The sequence below is a fragment of the Methylobacterium goesingense genome, assembly GCF_022179225.1.
Lineage (GTDB): Bacteria > Pseudomonadota > Alphaproteobacteria > Rhizobiales > Beijerinckiaceae > Methylobacterium > Methylobacterium goesingense.
Window position 1 is genome coordinate 1 of record NZ_BPQL01000004.1, and the last position, 14807, is coordinate 14807.

The window sequence follows — 14807 nt, forward strand, 5'->3', positions numbered from 1 at the left end:
GTGCTGGCGCGCCAGCACGGTGGTGGGGGCGACGATCGCCACCTGCTTGCCGGCGAACACGGCGGCCGCGGCGGCGCGCAGGGCCACCTCGGTCTTGCCGAAGCCGACATCGCCGCAGACGAGACGGTCCATCGGCCGACCCGAGGCGAGGTCGCCGATCACGCCGGCCACGGCGCTCGCCTGGTCGGCGGTGAGCGCGAAGCCGAAGCCGGCGGCGAAGCGCTCCATCTCGCGCTCCCGCGGCACCAGCACCGGCGCCCGGATCGCCCGGCGCTTCTCGGCATCCGCCAGCATCACCCGGGCGGCCCGGGCCATGCAGGCCTCCGCCTCCAGGCGGCGGCGTCCCCAAGATCCTTTCGCCCAGCTTCCGCCTTCGAGCTTGTCCAGGGTGACGGCCTCGACCTCCGAGCCGTAGCGCCAGATCCGGTCGGCCTGCGAGACCGGCACCATCAGGATGCCGTCGCCGGCAAAGCGCAGGCGCAGGGCGTCCTCGCTGCCGCCGTCGCCGGTCCCGACCGGCTCCAGTCCCTCGAACACGCAGAGCCCGTTGTCGCGGTCGACCGCGACGTCACCGATGCGCAACTCGACCTCGCCGATGGGCAGGATGGCGCTCGGGCCCCCGGCGGCCACGGTGGCGGCACGGGCGCCGAAGAGGTCGGCGGCGGCGATCACCGCCACGCCCCTGTCCGGCACCCGGAATCCCGCCTCGATCGGGGCCTCCAGGCTGAGGAGCGCGCCGGGCTTTGCCGAAACGGCGTCGGCCCAGGCCCGGATAGCCCGGACCTTGCGCCCCAGGGCGCGCTCGGCAATGCGCGCGAGCCGGGCCAGCGGCTCGGCGGGCCCCGTGAGGAGGATGCGGTCGCCCGCCTTCAGGCGCTCGCGCAGGGTCTCGGCCAGCGCCGTGTTCGGCCGGGCTTTCCGCACGAAGGCCGGCATGGTGAGGTCGTCGGCTCCGTCCGCATGGGCCCCGGCGACCCGGCGCTCCCCGAGTTGGGCCGCCCAATCCTCGGGGCTCAGATAGAGGCTGCCGTCGTCGGCTCCGCCGCGCCGGGACCGGGCCGCGGCCTCGCGTCCTTCCGCGATCTGCTCGAAGAAGGCCTGCGCCCGCTCCTCCGCCCCGTCCTCGACCACGAGGGCCGCGTCGGGCACCTGATCGAGCACGGTGTCGAGGGACGGGTAGTACCGGGCCAGACCGTGCTCCTGGCCCGTGAAGGGCGCGAGCCGGTTCTCCGAGCCCTCGGGCAGGAGGATCTCGGTGGCGGGGTCGACGACGAGCACGTCGGCATCGGCCAGCGAGCGCTGCGAGACCGGATCGTAGGAGCGGATCGCGGTGACGCGGCCCTCCTCGTACTCGATGCGGCAGGGGCGGTCGGCGGCGGCCGGGAAGACGTCCACGGTCCGGCCCCAGACCGCAACTTCGCCGGGCTCGTCGACCCGGTCGTCGAGGATGTAGCCGAGGCGCTGCAGGAAGGCGGAGACCGCCGTCGGATCGAGGGTGTCGCCGACCCGGACCTCCAGGCGCGCCGCGGCCCAGGTCGCGGCCGGGGGCACCCGCTGGATCAGGGCCGGGGCGGTGGTGAGGACGATGTCGGGCAGGGACGCCGTGTCGGTGAGCCAGCGCAGCACGCCGGTGCGCGCGCCCATCACGCCCCGCGAGGGCGAGGCACGGTCGTAGGGCAGGCAGTCCCATTCCGGGTAGATCGCGACGCTGCGCTCCGGCGACAGCGCCCGCAGGATCTTCGCGATGGCCTCCAGCCGGTGGCTCTCGCGGGCCATGTGGACCAGGGGCTTGCCGGTCCGGGTCAGGTCGAGGAGTGCGACCGCGAGGGCGCCGGTGGGCACGAGCGGCGCGACGGCTTCCGGGGCGGATGCCGGCGCCGTCTCGGGCGCCTGCGCCGAGGTCTTGCGGGAGGTCGGCTTCGACGCCGCCTCGGCGCGGGCTGCCTTGACCGGGGGAACCTCTGCGCCTGGTGCCTTCGCGCGCGGTACCCTGGCGCGCGGTGCCTTGACGGCCGTCTGGGCTTTCGCCTTTGCCGGCCCCTTCGCCGGCCCCTGGGCCGTCGGGGTCGGAGCGGGAGACGACGCGGTCCTGCGTTTTGCCATCTGGGGTGTGCGCTGCCCGGCTTGGAGGAGAGGAACTGGGAAACGCGGCCGGTGCGTCCCGGGCTCCGCGCTTTCGCCGCCCGTCCCCAGTTTGTCGCAGCCCCTGTGGATCACATCTCCGGGTCGGGCGCCGCCTCGAGGCGGCCCTGCGCGATGGCTGCCTGGAAGGCCGCGAAGTCGGCCTCGTTCTGGTCGCCGTAGGCGAAGGCCCAGGTGGCCAGGGCCTCGCGCAGGTCGCATTGCCGGTCGCGGCCGCAATAGCCCGCGATGGCCGCGGCATCCCCGGTGCGGGCATGCGCCCGGGCCAGCAGGGCACCGTAGGCCCAGGAGAAGTAGATTAGCGGCTGCCCCGTGAGGCCGGCCACGGGGATGTCGCCCTTCATATTCTTCATCTGGCGCACGTAGAACGGCCGGCCGTCGATGGTGGTCCAGCCGAGCAGCGGATCGCCCACCGCCTGGAGCAGGCGCTGGCCGTAGATCACCCGCTCGCCCTCGTGGTCGCCATAGGCGTCGGGCATGCCGGCGAGGTAGGGGGCGTGGGCCGGCGTCACCGCCTCCTTGACCTGGAGGAAGAGGACGTCCTGGTCCGAATTCCCGCACAGAAGCGCGACATAGGCCCGGGTGCCGACGCTGCCGACGCCGACGACCCGGTGGGCCACGTCGACCACGTGGTAGCGGCTCAGCATGAACCGGCGCTCGCGCGGCAGGGTCTCGGCATAGTGCTCGAGCCCGCCGATCACCGCCTCGCGGGTCTCGGCATCGACGCCGGTGAGGATCGGAGGCTGCTCCTTGAAGCGCCAGCCGCCGTCGGTCCGGCGCTCGCCGACCCGGGCGAGCAGGCTCTTGTTGTGCTTCTTGCGGGCCTTCTCCACCGCCTTGGCGATGACTGCTTCTGAATGGGCGTCGATGGTGAGGCCGGCGAAATCGAGCCGGTCGGCCCGGGCCGCCTGATGCCAGACGTCGAGGGGCCCCTGCGGCGCCAGCTCCGTCATGGTGTGCTGGTAGCCCGCCACCGCCGCGAGGGTCGCCTCCCGGCGCTCGGCCTTGCCGACCCCGTCCGTACGGGCCGCCACCTCGATGCTGGCGACGAGCCGCTTCAGGTCCCATTCCCAGGGGCCGATGGTGACCTCGTCGAAATCGTTGAGGTCGAGGACGATGTCGCGCTGGGGCGTGCCGAACAGGCCGAAATTGGCGAGATGCGCGTCGCCGTTCATCACGACCGCGATGCCGCTGCGTGGGGTATGCGCGAGGTCCCAGGCCATGACGTGGGCCGCGCCCCGCAGGAACGCGAAGGGCGAACTCGCCATGCGGGCGACCCGCAGGGGAATGAGGTGTTCCTGGCGCCCGGCATGGGCCGCCTCGATCAGGGAGACCGGGTCCGGCCGGTTGCCGGGCGGCGTCCAGGCCGCGTGAGAGGCGTGCGGTACGACCTCGCGCAGCGCCTTGCCGGCATGGCGTCGCTTGTCCCAGGGCTCGCCCGCCTCGCGCAGATTGATGCGGGGAATGTCGGCCAGCGGGGCGAGCAGGATGTCCTCGGCCTCCACCGCCGAAGCGTCTCTACCCTCGCTCGTGCGCGGGCTGACACCCTGCGGACATTCCATGGCCGGTTCCTCGCTCGCGGATCAGTGATGGACAAACCTTGGCCATTTCCGTTCGTTCCCGGGGCGTTACGTCCCAGCGCGGCGTTTCATCCGACCCGCGTGGATCGATGACCAGGATGTGAAAGGATCGTCGGCTTTCCGGGATCTCGCGGGCCACGCAGTCGAACATCGCCGCGTGCATCACCTGTCGGAAGGCGGAGCAGGGCAACGAATCCGAGCATGGAGGCCGGGGTCCGGATTTGAACCGGACGTGCAGATCCTTGCGGGGATCTTGGCTCAACCCTCACCCACCTGGCCGAGGTCTTTGAAGCATGAAGAACGGCGGTCTGCAAGTGGTGTCCGACGGAAGACTAGGCATCGATCGATTTGTATCTCGCGAGGGATGGCGAGAAAGATTTTGTTAAGAACTTGTATTTTCCTGCGCGGACAGGACCACGATGCTCGGATGTCCTTGATGGGCACGGGTGGCACCTTGCCCGGCGCGCGCGCCGGGCCATCGGTGATTGACCCGCGTCGGCAAACGGCGTTCTTGGGCGCGAAGCTTGAGCCATGCGATTCCGGAGTGCCTGAACGATGCCCGCAACGTCCGTGCCGACGACGCCCTACGACGACCAGAAGCCGGGCACGTCCGGCCTGCGCAAGAAGGTGCCGGTGTTCCAGCAGGCGCGTTACGTCGAGAACTTCGTCCAGGCGATCATCGACTGCATTCCCGACCGGGCCGGCACGACACTGGTGCTCGGCGGCGACGGCCGCTTCCTGAACCGCGAGGTGGTGCAGACCACGCTCAAGATCGCCGCCGCCAACGGCTTCGCCCGGGTGCTGGTGGGCCGGGGCGGCCTGCTCTCGACCCCGGCGGCCTCCTGCGTCATCCGCAAGCACGGCGCCATCGGCGGCATCATCCTGTCTGCGAGCCACAACCCGGGTGGGCCGGAGGGCGATTTCGGCATCAAGTTCAACACCGCCAACGGCGGCCCGGCGCCCGAGACCGTCACGGCGGCGATCTACGCGCGCACCAAGGCGCTGACCGAATACCGCATCGTCGAGGGCCCCGACCTCGACCTCGACACGATCGGCGAGACCCGGATCGGCGACATGACCGTCGCGGTGATCGACCCCGTGGCGGACTACCTCGCGCTGATGCGCGAACTCATCGATTTCGACGCGATCACGCGCCTGTTCGGAGGCGGCTTCCGCATGCGCTTCGACGCCATGAGCGCGGTCACCGGCCCCTATGCCCACGCCATCCTGGAGGGCGTGTTCGGGGCCGAGGCCGGCACCGTCCTCAACGGCACGCCCCGGGAGGATTTCGGCGGGCACCATCCGGACCCGAACCCCGTCCACGCCCACGACCTCTACGAACTGATGCTGAGCGAGGCGGCGCCGAACCTGGGTGCAGCCTCGGACGGCGACGGCGACCGCAACATGATCGTGGCGCCCGGCCTGTTCGTGACCCCGAGCGACAGTTTGGCGATCCTCGCCGCGCATGCCCACCTCGCCCCCGGCTACGCCAAGGGGCTGGCCGGCGTCGCCCGCTCCATGCCGACGAGCCGGGCCCTCGACCGGGTGGCGGCGTCGCTGGGCATCCCCGCCTACGAGACCCCCACCGGCTGGAAGTTCTTCGGCAACCTGCTCGATGCCGGCCTGATCACCCTCTGCGGCGAGGAGAGCGCCGGCACCGGCTCGAACCACGTCCGCGAGAAGGACGGGCTCTGGGCCGTGCTGATCTGGCTCAACATCCTGGCGGTCACGGGCAAGCCGGCTCAAGACGTGGTGCGGGACCATTGGGCTCGCTTCGGGCGCGACTACTACACCCGGCACGATTACGAGGAGATCGACGCGGAGGCCGCAAAGCGTCTGATGGATGGCCTGCGCGCCAAGCTCGCCGGCCTGCCGGGCACCAAGCTCGGCGATCTCACGGTCGCGGCGGCGGACGACTTCCGCTACGTCGATCCCGTCGACGTCTCCGTCACCGAGCAGCAGGGCGTGCGCGTCACCTTCGCGGAGGATGCGCGGGTGGTCTACCGCCTCTCCGGCACCGGCACGGCGGGCGCGACTCTGCGGGTCTATATCGAGCGCTACGAATCCGCCCCCGACCGGCTCGAACTGCCGGTGGCGGAGGTGCTGGCCCCGGTGGTGAAGGTCGCCAACGATCTGGCCGACATCGCCGCGCTCACGGGCCGGTCCGAGCCGAGCGTGATCACCTGAGACCGCTGCCCCCGGGGCGGTCCGCTCCGGCGGAGGCCGCCCCGGCGCCACGTCCCGTCCCCGAGCGAGGCATCTCTCCCGTGAGCGCAGCAGACCCGACCCTGCCCCTCGTCGTCCTCACCAATCCGATCCACGCGGAGGCGATGGCCCTCCTGGCGCCGCACGCGCGGGTCGTCACTGCGGGGGACACGAGCCCCGACACCCTGCGGGCGCTCGCCAGCGAGGCGGCGGGGCTGATCGTGCGGGCGCAGCTGCCCGACGACATCCTCGACCACGCCCCGTACCTGCGCGGCATCGTCCGCCACGGGGTCGGGCTCGATTTCGTGCCCCTGGAGGCGGCCACCGCGCGCGGCATCCCGGTGGCCAACCTGCCGGGCAGCAACACCGGCGCGGTGGCCGAATACGTCTTCGCGGCCCTGTTCCACCTGCGCCGCCGCCTCGGGCACCTCGACGGGACCCTACGGGGGGCCGGCTGGCTCGCGGCCAAGACTTTTGCCAGCGATCTCGGCGAGATCGGCGGCACCACGATCGGTATCCTCGGCACCGGGGAGATCGGGCGCCGCGTCGCGCGGATGGCGCGGGACGGCTTCGGCATGCGGGTGCTCGGTCATTCCCGCAGCGCCCGCCACCGGAGACAGGCGTCCGACGACGGCCTGTTCGAGGCCGTGGACCGCGAAACGCTGTTTGCAGAGAGCGACGCGGTGGTGGTGGCCTGCCCGCTGACGCCGGAGACGCGGGGCCTCGTCGATGCCGGCCTCATCGGCCGGATGCGGCCGGACGCGGTGCTGATCAACGTGGCGCGCGGGCCCATCGTACAAGCCGAGGCGCTGGCCGCCGCCCTGCGCGCGGGGGCGATCGGGGGCGCGGCGCTCGACGTGTTCGAGGTCCAGCCGCTGCCCGACGACCACCCCTACCGTGCCTGTCCGAACCTGCTGCTGACCCCGCACGTGGCCGGTACCAGCACCGACAGCCTGCGGGCGATGGGCCTGGGCGCCGCCGAGGCGATGATCCGCATCCTGGCCGGCGAACGCCCGCACAACCTCGTCAACCTGGCCGCCCTGGCGCATCGCTGAGCGCGCCGGCTCAACGAAGATCCCGAGGAGGACACCATGGCTCTCACCAGCGCGATCAAGGGCGTGATCCCCATCGCCCCGACGCCCTTCCATCCCGACGGCCGGGTCGACGAGATCTCCCTCGACCGGATGTCGGACTTCTTCTCCGGTGCCGGCATCGACGGCCTCACCATCCTGGGTCAGCTCGGCGAGGCGCCCAAGCTCGATCACGCCGAGGCGGTCGCCATCGCCCGGCGGGTCGTCGGGCGCATGAGCGTGCCGGTTCTCGTCGGCGTCTCGGCCCCGGGCTTCGCCGCCATGCGCGCCCTCGCCCGCGAGGTGATGGACCTGGGAGCGGCCGGCGTCATGATCGGGCCGCCCAACACCTTGCGCACGGACGACCAGGTGGTGGCCTATTACCGGAACGCCGCCGAGGCGATCGGCCCCGACGTGCCCTTCGTGATCCAGGACTATCCCCTGACCTTCTCGGTGGTGATGACCCCCGCCGTGATCCGCCGGATCGTCACGGAGAACCCGTCCTGCGTCATGCTCAAGCACGAGGATTGGCCGGGGCTGGACAAGATCACGACCCTGCGCGGCTTCGAAGCCGACGGCTCGATGCGCCACATCGCGATCCTCACGGGCAATGGCGGGCTGTTCCTCGACTTCGAAATGGAGCGGGGTGCCGACGGCGCCAACACCGGCTACGCCTTTCCGGAGATGCTGGTGGACGTGGTGCGCCTGTCGAGGGCGGGCGAGCGCGACGCGGCCCACGACCTCTTCGATGCGCACCTGCCTTATCTCCGCTACGAGCAGCAGCAGGGGCCCCTCGGGCTGGCGGTGCGCAAGTACGTCTTCCAGAAGCGCGGGATCTTCGCCTCGGACGCCCAGCGCAAGCCGGCTGCGAACCTGTCGGCGCAAGGCAAGGCGGAGGTCGACTACCTCCTGTCGCGCATCGCCCGCGTCGATCCCCGCGCCCGGGTCGCGCCCTAAGGCCGCCGAGATCCGATCGATATCAGCCCCGCCTCGCCCGAGAAGCCCCGCCTCGTCCGAGAGGCTCCGTTACGCCCGCGAAAAGGTCCCTTCATGTCCGACGCCTTCGATCCCCAGCCGGCCGCCGACTTCCTGCTGGCGGCCTATCGCGCGGGGCGGCAACACGCCGAACTGCCCGAGGCGATCCGCCCGGGCACGATGACGGAGGGCTACGACATCCAGGACCGGCTCTTCGAGGCCCTGGGCGAGACTTGCGCGGGCTGGAAGCTCGCCATCGGCAGCGCCAAGGGCAAGCGCACATCCGGGGTCGGCCGCTCCATCGCGGGCCGCGTGCTGCGGGGCCAGCTCCACGAGCCCGGCGTGGCGCTCCGGATGCCCCATGCGGGGCCGGTGACGATCGAGTTCGAGGTCGCCTACGTCATCGCCCGGGACATCGATCCGGGCGCCCCTGCCGTCGAGGCCGCGCACGTCGTGGCAGAGACCCGCGTGGCGTTCGAGCTCGTGCTGTCGCGCTTCTTCGACCGCCGCGCGGTCGGTTGGCCGAGCTTCGCCGCCGACAATTCCGCCTTCCAGGCCCTGGTGATCGGACCCGCCCTCGACCCGGCCGACCTGCCGGGCCTCGCCCGCAGCCTCGTGGTGACGGTCGACGGCACGGAGCGGGCCCGCGCGGTGACGGGGGAGGACCTGACCGACCCGCTGGCGGCGCTGGCCGACCTCATGGCGGTCGCCCGCGAGCGCGGCATGACGATCCCCGCCGGCAGCCTGGTTTCCACCGGAACGCTCTCGGTGCCGTTCGACCTGACCGGGCCGGGCACCGTCACGGCGTCGTTTCTGGGGCGCACGCTCGCGTTCACGCTGCTGCCGGTCTGACCGGGAGCGCCGGAGGTCGGGGTGGTGGAAGAGGGCGGAAACCCGACCCACGCCGCTGCCCCCTCCCCGGAAGGGGGAGGGGACGCGACGCCTTGAAAAATCAGTCCACCGCCGCGCCGTGCAGCTCGGCGCTGGTGAAGCGCTGCTGCTCGGCCATGACGAGGCCGGCGAGTTCGCGCTTGAGGGCGTTGAACTCGCCCGACGCCGTGTCGCGCGGGCGCGGGATCTCCACGGTGAGGTCGCGCTTGATGCGGCCGGGACGGTAGGTCATCACCAGGATGCGGTCGGCCAGGTAGATCGCCTCCTCGATGGAGTGGGTGACGAAGATCACCGTCTTGCGATACTCGGCCCAGATCCGCAGCAACTCGTCCTGCAGGGTGCGCCGGGTCAGGGCGTCCAGCGCCCCGAAGGGCTCGTCCATCAGCATCACCGGCGGGTCGAGGGCCAGGATGCGCGCGATGGCCACGCGCTGGCGCATGCCGCCGGAGAGGTCCTTCGGATAGCGCTTGCGGAAATCCGACAGGCCCAGCGTCGCCACGATGCGGTCCACCGTCACGGTGGCGTCGGCCCGCGGCACGCCCCGGATGTCGAGGCCGAAGCGGACGTTGTCCTCCACGTTCATCCAGGGGAACAGCGCGTATTCCTGGAAGACCATGCCCCGGTCCGGCCCCGGCTCGGTCACCGGGCGCCCGCCCATGGTGATCCGTCCGGCACTGAGGGGGGTGAAGCCCGCGATGGCGTTGAGCAGGGTGGACTTGCCGCAGCCGGACGGTCCGAGCAGGCAGAGGAACTGCCCCTCCGGCACCGTCGCGGTGATGCCGTCGAGGGCCGGCACGGCGCCGGCGCCCGTCCCGAACACCTTGCTGGCCTGGGCGATCTCGATTTGCGCCGACATGATCAGGCGTCCCGGTTCAGCGTTCAAGGCCGCGATGCCAGCGCAGTAGGTGGTCGTTGAGGCGCGACATCGCCCCGTCGATGATGAGGCCGAGGATGCCGATGGTGAGCATGCCGCCGATGATCTTGTCGGACCACATGTACTCGCGGGCCTCCAGGATGCGGTAGCCGAGCCCGTCCGAGACCGCGATCATCTCGGCGACGATGACCACGATGAAGGCGGTGCCGATGCCGATCCGCATGCCCGCGAGCACGAAGGGGCTCGCCGCCGGCAGGATCACCCGCCGGAACATCGTCCAGGACCCGGCCCCGAGGTTGCGGGCCGCCCGGATGTAGATCGAGTCCACCTGCCGCACCCCCGCGATGGTGTTGACCAGGACGGGGAAGAAGGTGCCGAGCGCGATCAGGAACAGGGCGGGCGGGTTGCCCAGCCCGAACCAGACGATGGCCAGCGGGATGTAGGCGATGGGCGGGATCGGCCGCAGGATCTGCAGCAGGGGGTTGAACAGCGCGTAGAGCCGGTCGCTGGTGCCGAGCAGGAGGCCGACCGGCACGGCGAGTCCGGCGCCGACGCAGAAGCCCATGAGCACGCGACCGAGGCTCGCGATCGCGTCGTGCGGCATCTCGCCGGAGAACATCCAGTGCCAGTAGCTCTCGGTGGCCGGGTCGTAGGGTAGGCCGGGCAGGAGGCCCGAATACCACTTCACCGCCACCGCGCTCGGCGGCGGCAGCACGATGGGGGAGAACACCCCCACCCGGCTGAGGATCTCCCACAGGATCAGGAGCGCGATGGGGACGATGGCGCCGCGGAACCGGTTCATCGTGCCGCTCAGTTCGTCTTCAGTTCGGCCTTGGCCTTTTCGAGGAGGTCGGTCTTCACCCACTCGGCGTCGGATTTCGGCGGGTTCACCATCTTACCGAGACCGTACTTCATCATGTAGTCGGTCGTGGTCTGCATGTGCCCGGCGGGCACGTCGTAGGTGTACTTCGCGTTGGCCATGCCGTCGCGAAAGTCCTGGCTCGAGAGCTGGCCTTTGAACACGCTCTCGCGGACGTACTTCTCAGCGAGCGCCGGGTCGTCGATGAAGGCCTTGGTGGCGGCCACGAACAGCTTGAGCACCCGGGCGGCGACCTCGGGACGTTCGTTGTACATCTTCTCGGTCATCACCAGCGGGCGGACCGGCACGCCGATGGGGGTGTCGTAGGGCTTGACCACCTCGGTCGCGTAGCCGGCGCTGATCGCCTGCGTCGATTGCGGCTCACTCTGGCAGATCACGTCGACGTACTTCTGCGCCAGCGCCTGGTTCAGGTCGGCGTAGTTGTTGAAGTAGATCAGCTGCACGTCCTTGCCGGGCCGCTCCGACCAGGTCATTCCGTACTTGTCGAGTTCGGCCAGCAGCATCAGGTCCTGGGTGCCGCCGCGGACGGTGGCCACTTTCAGGCCCTTCACGTCCTTGAGGGTCTTGATCGTGTCGAGGTCGGGCCGGCGCAGGATGCGCACGCCGCCATTGGCGAAGCCCGCCACCACGTAGAGCTTGACGCCGTTGCCGCGCGCGGCCACCGCGCCGTCGGCGCCCGAGGCCGAGATGTCGATCTGGTCCACCGCCATGGCGGGGTAGATGTCGGCGCCCTTGGCGAACTGCTTCTCGTCGATCTTGAGGCCGAACTTCGGGGCGATCTCCTTCATGTAGGAGATGGCGCCGTAATGGGCAAATTTCAGGTTGCCGAGGCGCACCACGTCGTCGGCCCGGGCGGTGCCGAGGGCCCCCAGGGTCGCCAGAACGAACAGGGCTGCGCGCGTGGTGGCGTGGCGCGTGAACATCGTTGTCCTCCGGTCGCGGGTCGTGTCGCCCACTTCGTCCGCCGCGAAAACGGTCGGTACGGGGTTGAATAAGCGTATTCTGAGTTCGAAAGTAAACCCGCCGGGGAGGAAGTTTTGACAGCCATCGAGACGGATGAAATCCAACGGGTCACCGTGCTGGGCTGTGGAACCCTGGGTGCGAGCTGGGCCGCCCTGTTCCTCGCCCACGGGCTCGACGTGGCGGCCTACGATCCAGCACCCGGCTTCGCGGCGCGCACCGCTGCGGCGGTGGAGGCGGCACGCGCGCAACTCGCCGAACTCGGCCTGAGAGGGGCGGGCACGCTTCGGTTTCACGCAAAGCTGGAAGACGCGCTCGCCGGGGCGGACTTCGTTCAGGAGAACGCGCCGGAGAGCGAAGCGGTCAAGCGCGCGCTGCTGGCCGAGGCCGACCGCCTGCTACCGCCCGCGATCCTCATCGCGTCGAGCACGTCGGCCATGCTGCGCAGCGCCATCGTGGCGGATTGCGCCCGGCCCGAGCGGGTGCTGGTCGCCCACCCGTTCCACCCGCCCCACCTCGTGCCCCTGGTCGAGATCGTGGCCGACGGCCCCGCGGTCGCGGCGCGGGCCTGCGCCTTCTACGCGCGCCTGGGGCGCCGGCCCGTGGTGCTCAACCGGGAAATGCCCGGTCACATCGCCAACCGCCTCGCCTCGGCCCTCTACCGGGAGGCCGTGAACCTCGTGGCGGAGGGGGTGGCGAGCGTCGCCGACATCGACGCGGCGCTCTGCAACGGCCCCGGCCTGCGCTGGGCTGCGATGGGCCCGCACATGACCTACCATCTCGGCGGCGGGGCGGGCGGCATCCGGCACTATCTCGACCATCTCGGCCCGAGCCAGGTGCGGCGCTGGGCGAGCCTCGGCAATCCGGACCTGACGGAGGACGTCAAGGACCGAATCGTCGCCGGGATCGCGGCCGAGGCCGACGGGCGCTCGGTCGAGGCGCTCGCGGCCCGGCGCGACGCGGCCCTCATCGCCATCCTGGGCGCCCGCATCGAGGTCGCGGGCGAGGCCCCGAACCGATCGTGATCCCGACCCGCCGGAACACCCCCTGGCCCCGGTGGAGGCCGATGACGTCACCGGCCACGCGCTGGTGGTCGATGGCGGCCTGACCATGCGGTGGTGGTGGGGCGGCGCCTGACGCTTACTTCAGCGCGGGTTCTGCCAGGTCGTGCGGGGTGCCGTGGCGGCTGGCGCGGGTTTGGGAGCCGCCGGAGCGGCCGTCACCGCCGGCAGGCTGCCCGTGGCGGCCGGAACCGCGCGGACCGGGAGAGCGGGCTCCTGCGCGACGCGCAGCTTGCGGGCCGGCGCCGGCGATGCCCGGCGGACGGCGCGCACCCGGCGGCGGCGCGGGCGCGGGCTCTCGGCGGTGGACCCGATATAGCCGCCGACGATGCCGCCCACGACCGCGCCCACGGGGCCGCCGACCAGGGCGCCGGCGACGACGCCCGTGCCGACGCCCACCGTGGTCTTGCTTGCGGCCGCGGCGGCCTGCGGCGCCGCCAGCGCCCCGACGAGCAGTGCAGCGTAGGTGAGTTTCTTCATGATGGTCGCCCGATCCCTGAAATCAGGGGCGATCCCTGGCGAGCCACCGTGACGAAATCTGGGCCGAACCTGCGCGGATGTCCGCTGTATTGACCGAACCGTCCGCGAAACGAAGGGGCTGTGCTCCCCGCGCCGCACGGAGCGACCGAAGTCTGCGTCCGGACGATTCACGAGAGCGCGAGCGGCCGCAGGATCTCGACCACCTCCGGAAAGCTCGGGCGCGCGGCGTGGTCGGGCTGGGTGGAGGCCGCTTCGAGGGAACGCAGGGGGCCGTCGCCGATCCCCGCCAGGGCGAGCACTTCGCCGAGCAGAATCCCCCAGGCCCGCATCTCGACCCGACGCAGGGTCGCGCCGGCCGCGCCGTCGGGCAGGGTGGAGGCGGCGCCGAAATCGCTCACCACCGCCGCCCCCGCCGCCCCGTCCCAGAGGATGTTGTGGCCGTAGAGGTCGCCGTGCAGGATACTCCGCTCATGCAGATGCAGGCAGGCCTGCGCCGCGGCCTGCGCGATGCGCAGCGCCGCCTCCGGCGTCAGCACCAGGGCGGGATCGTAGACGTCGCGGCTGCAGCTCGCGAGGCTCGGCGGGCCGGCGAGCACCTGCCAGTCCGCCGGCAGCAGCCGCATCACCAGTCCCTCGGCCCCCTGCGGGTGGCCGGTGATGCGCCCGAGGGCGCCGGTCAGGTTGGGGTGCGTTCCGGCGGCGAGGCAGGCCGCCATCTCGCGCTCGGGCAGGCCGTCGCTGGTCATCGCCCCCTTGAAGAGCTTCAGCGCCACGGCCTCGGGCGTCGCCCCGTCCCGCCGCCAGACCGCGCGATGGACCCGCCCGGAGGCGCCCTCGCCCAGCAGCGCGCCGGGCTCGATGTCCTGCCAGCGCACGGGGGGCACCGCCGGGGGCAGGGGCGCGCCCTCGAAGGGATTGCCCGAAAACGACGTCCAGGCGAGGCGCGGCAGGGCCGTGAGCCAGGGCGGCAGGGCGTCCAGGGCGTTGGCGGCCAGCCGCACCAGTTCGAGGTTGGGCGCCCCCGCGAGGCTCTCGGGCAGAGTTCGCAGGGCGTTGCCCGACAGCATCAGCTTCTGCAGTTCGGGCCGCGCGCCGAGCGCCTCCGGCAGGTGGGCGATGCGGTTGTCCGTGAGGGTGAGCCAGCGCAGGGCCGGGGGCAGGGCCTCGCCCGGGACCTCCACGAGGCCGGTGGCCCGGAAGCCGACCTGGCTCAGGGCCGGGCAGTCGCCCAGCACCGGGGGCAGGCGCGTGAAGCGGTTGCCCGAGCAAAACAGCACGCGCAGGTGCCGGAGGCGGCCGAAATCCTCCGGCAGCGCATCGAGGGCGCTGTTGCTCAGGTCGAGCAGTTCGAGGGTGTCGCCGAGAGCGAGGATCTCGCGCGGAAACTCGGTGAGGCCCGGGGGGAAGCGCAGCTCCCGCGCGCCCGCGCAATCGCCCCGGCGGAGGGCATCGAGGAGGCTCAGCGTCATCGTGCGGGCGCGGGATTCGGGCGGGGCATCGGCGGTCTCCTGAAGGGGGCGGCCCGCGGCCGCGCCGGTTCGCGATGATTCGGAGCGCGTCTCATAGCGCGTCCGGCCGCGAAGGTCCGCCGGACACGGCCGGCGCGCATCGCCCGGCCGCCGGTGCGATCCAGGGTTGGACGGCGCCACGCCGGACCGCGACCGGTCCGGCCGTCCGCGAACCGCGCGG

12 protein-coding genes and 1 tRNA gene are annotated in these 14807 nt (G+C 71.6%); 5 read left to right on the top strand and 8 right to left on the bottom strand.

Features of this window, described 5'->3' with window-relative positions:
* The 3 genes from MFF30_RS00295 to MFF30_RS00305 form a co-directional block, all read right to left on the bottom strand.
* Window positions 1-2103: CarD family transcriptional regulator (locus MFF30_RS00295; protein ID WP_283205845.1), on the bottom strand; the 2103-nt coding region annotated here is incomplete at its 3' end.
* A 110-nt stretch (window positions 2104-2213) separates the two neighbouring features.
* Window positions 2214-3704, bottom strand: a complete 1491-nt coding sequence (locus MFF30_RS00300; RefSeq protein WP_238275014.1) for a DUF2252 domain-containing protein — start codon at window positions 3702-3704, stop codon at window positions 2214-2216.
* 220 nt (window positions 3705-3924) lie between these two features.
* Window positions 3925-4001: transfer RNA gene (locus tag MFF30_RS00305), tRNA-Ala, on the bottom strand.
* A gap of 276 nt (window positions 4002-4277) precedes the next feature.
* On the opposite strand from MFF30_RS00305, the gene MFF30_RS00310 reads away from it, so the two are divergent.
* The 4 genes from MFF30_RS00310 to MFF30_RS00325 all read left to right on the top strand — a co-directional run bounded on the left by MFF30_RS00310 (window position 4278) and on the right by MFF30_RS00325 (window position 8824).
* Complete coding sequence (locus tag MFF30_RS00310) at window positions 4278-5909, top strand: alpha-D-glucose phosphate-specific phosphoglucomutase (RefSeq protein ID WP_238275016.1); 1632 nt, start codon at window positions 4278-4280, stop codon at window positions 5907-5909.
* Window positions 5910-5989: 80 nt separating this feature from the next.
* Window positions 5990-6982 carry an NAD(P)-dependent oxidoreductase gene (locus MFF30_RS00315; protein ID WP_238275018.1) on the top strand — a complete coding sequence of 331 codons (993 nt, stop codon included), beginning with the start codon at window positions 5990-5992 and terminating at the stop codon, window positions 6980-6982.
* A gap of 36 nt (window positions 6983-7018) precedes the next feature.
* Window positions 7019-7954 (top strand): dihydrodipicolinate synthase family protein, encoded by a 936-nt coding sequence (locus MFF30_RS00320; protein ID WP_238275020.1) that lies wholly within the window; start codon window positions 7019-7021, stop codon window positions 7952-7954.
* A 93-nt stretch (window positions 7955-8047) separates the two neighbouring features.
* Window positions 8048-8824: a 2-keto-4-pentenoate hydratase gene (locus MFF30_RS00325; RefSeq protein ID WP_238275029.1), complete on the top strand. Its 777-nt coding sequence runs from the start codon at window positions 8048-8050 to the stop codon at window positions 8822-8824.
* Window positions 8825-8924: 100 nt separating this feature from the next.
* Here the strand turns inward: MFF30_RS00325 and MFF30_RS00330 are convergent, their stop codons facing one another.
* The 3 genes from MFF30_RS00330 to MFF30_RS00340 are packed head-to-tail and all read right to left on the bottom strand — an operon-like array spanning window position 8925 to window position 11540.
* Window positions 8925-9719, bottom strand: a complete 795-nt coding sequence (locus MFF30_RS00330; RefSeq protein ID WP_238275031.1) for an ABC transporter ATP-binding protein — start codon at window positions 9717-9719, stop codon at window positions 8925-8927.
* A 16-nt stretch (window positions 9720-9735) separates the two neighbouring features.
* On the bottom strand, window positions 9736-10539 hold the full coding sequence (locus tag MFF30_RS00335; protein WP_238275033.1) for an ABC transporter permease: 804 nt from the start codon (window positions 10537-10539) through the stop codon (window positions 9736-9738).
* An 8-nt stretch (window positions 10540-10547) separates the two neighbouring features.
* Window positions 10548-11540 carry an ABC transporter substrate-binding protein gene (locus MFF30_RS00340; RefSeq protein WP_238275043.1) on the bottom strand — a complete coding sequence of 331 codons (993 nt, stop codon included), beginning with the start codon at window positions 11538-11540 and terminating at the stop codon, window positions 10548-10550.
* Window positions 11541-11654: 114 nt separating this feature from the next.
* Here MFF30_RS00340 and MFF30_RS00345 point away from each other — a divergent pair, with 114 nt between their 5' ends.
* Window positions 11655-12602, top strand: a complete 948-nt coding sequence (locus MFF30_RS00345) for a 3-hydroxyacyl-CoA dehydrogenase NAD-binding domain-containing protein (protein WP_238275045.1) — start codon at window positions 11655-11657, stop codon at window positions 12600-12602.
* Between the two features lie 120 nt (window positions 12603-12722).
* On the opposite strand, the gene MFF30_RS00350 is transcribed toward MFF30_RS00345, so the two are convergent.
* Together MFF30_RS00350 and MFF30_RS00355 are read right to left on the bottom strand one after the other, a co-directional pair.
* Window positions 12723-13118 (bottom strand): hypothetical protein, encoded by a 396-nt coding sequence (locus MFF30_RS00350; protein ID WP_238275047.1) that lies wholly within the window; start codon window positions 13116-13118, stop codon window positions 12723-12725.
* 167 nt (window positions 13119-13285) lie between these two features.
* Window positions 13286-14587 carry a leucine-rich repeat-containing protein kinase family protein gene (locus tag MFF30_RS00355; RefSeq protein ID WP_238275049.1) on the bottom strand — a complete coding sequence of 434 codons (1302 nt, stop codon included), beginning with the start codon at window positions 14585-14587 and terminating at the stop codon, window positions 13286-13288.
* Window positions 14588-14807 lie beyond the last annotated feature (220 nt).

Coding starts and splice junctions, on each gene's coding strand:
- MFF30_RS00310 (WP_238275016.1), top strand. CDS start 4,278: ATGCCCGCAACGTCCGTGCCGACGACGCCCTACGACGACCAGAAGCCG.
- MFF30_RS00335 (WP_238275033.1), bottom strand. CDS start 10,539: ATGAACCGGTTCCGCGGCGCCATCGTCCCCATCGCGCTCCTGATCCTG.
- MFF30_RS00350 (WP_238275047.1), bottom strand. CDS start 13,118: ATGAAGAAACTCACCTACGCTGCACTGCTCGTCGGGGCGCTGGCGGCG.
- MFF30_RS00330 (WP_238275031.1), bottom strand. CDS start 9,719: ATGTCGGCGCAAATCGAGATCGCCCAGGCCAGCAAGGTGTTCGGGACG.
- MFF30_RS00300 (WP_238275014.1), bottom strand. CDS start 3,704: ATGGAATGTCCGCAGGGTGTCAGCCCGCGCACGAGCGAGGGTAGAGAC.
- MFF30_RS00355 (WP_238275049.1), bottom strand. CDS start 14,587: ATGACGCTGAGCCTCCTCGATGCCCTCCGCCGGGGCGATTGCGCGGGC.
- MFF30_RS00320 (WP_238275020.1), top strand. CDS start 7,019: ATGGCTCTCACCAGCGCGATCAAGGGCGTGATCCCCATCGCCCCGACG.
- MFF30_RS00325 (WP_238275029.1), top strand. CDS start 8,048: ATGTCCGACGCCTTCGATCCCCAGCCGGCCGCCGACTTCCTGCTGGCG.
- MFF30_RS00340 (WP_238275043.1), bottom strand. CDS start 11,540: ATGTTCACGCGCCACGCCACCACGCGCGCAGCCCTGTTCGTTCTGGCG.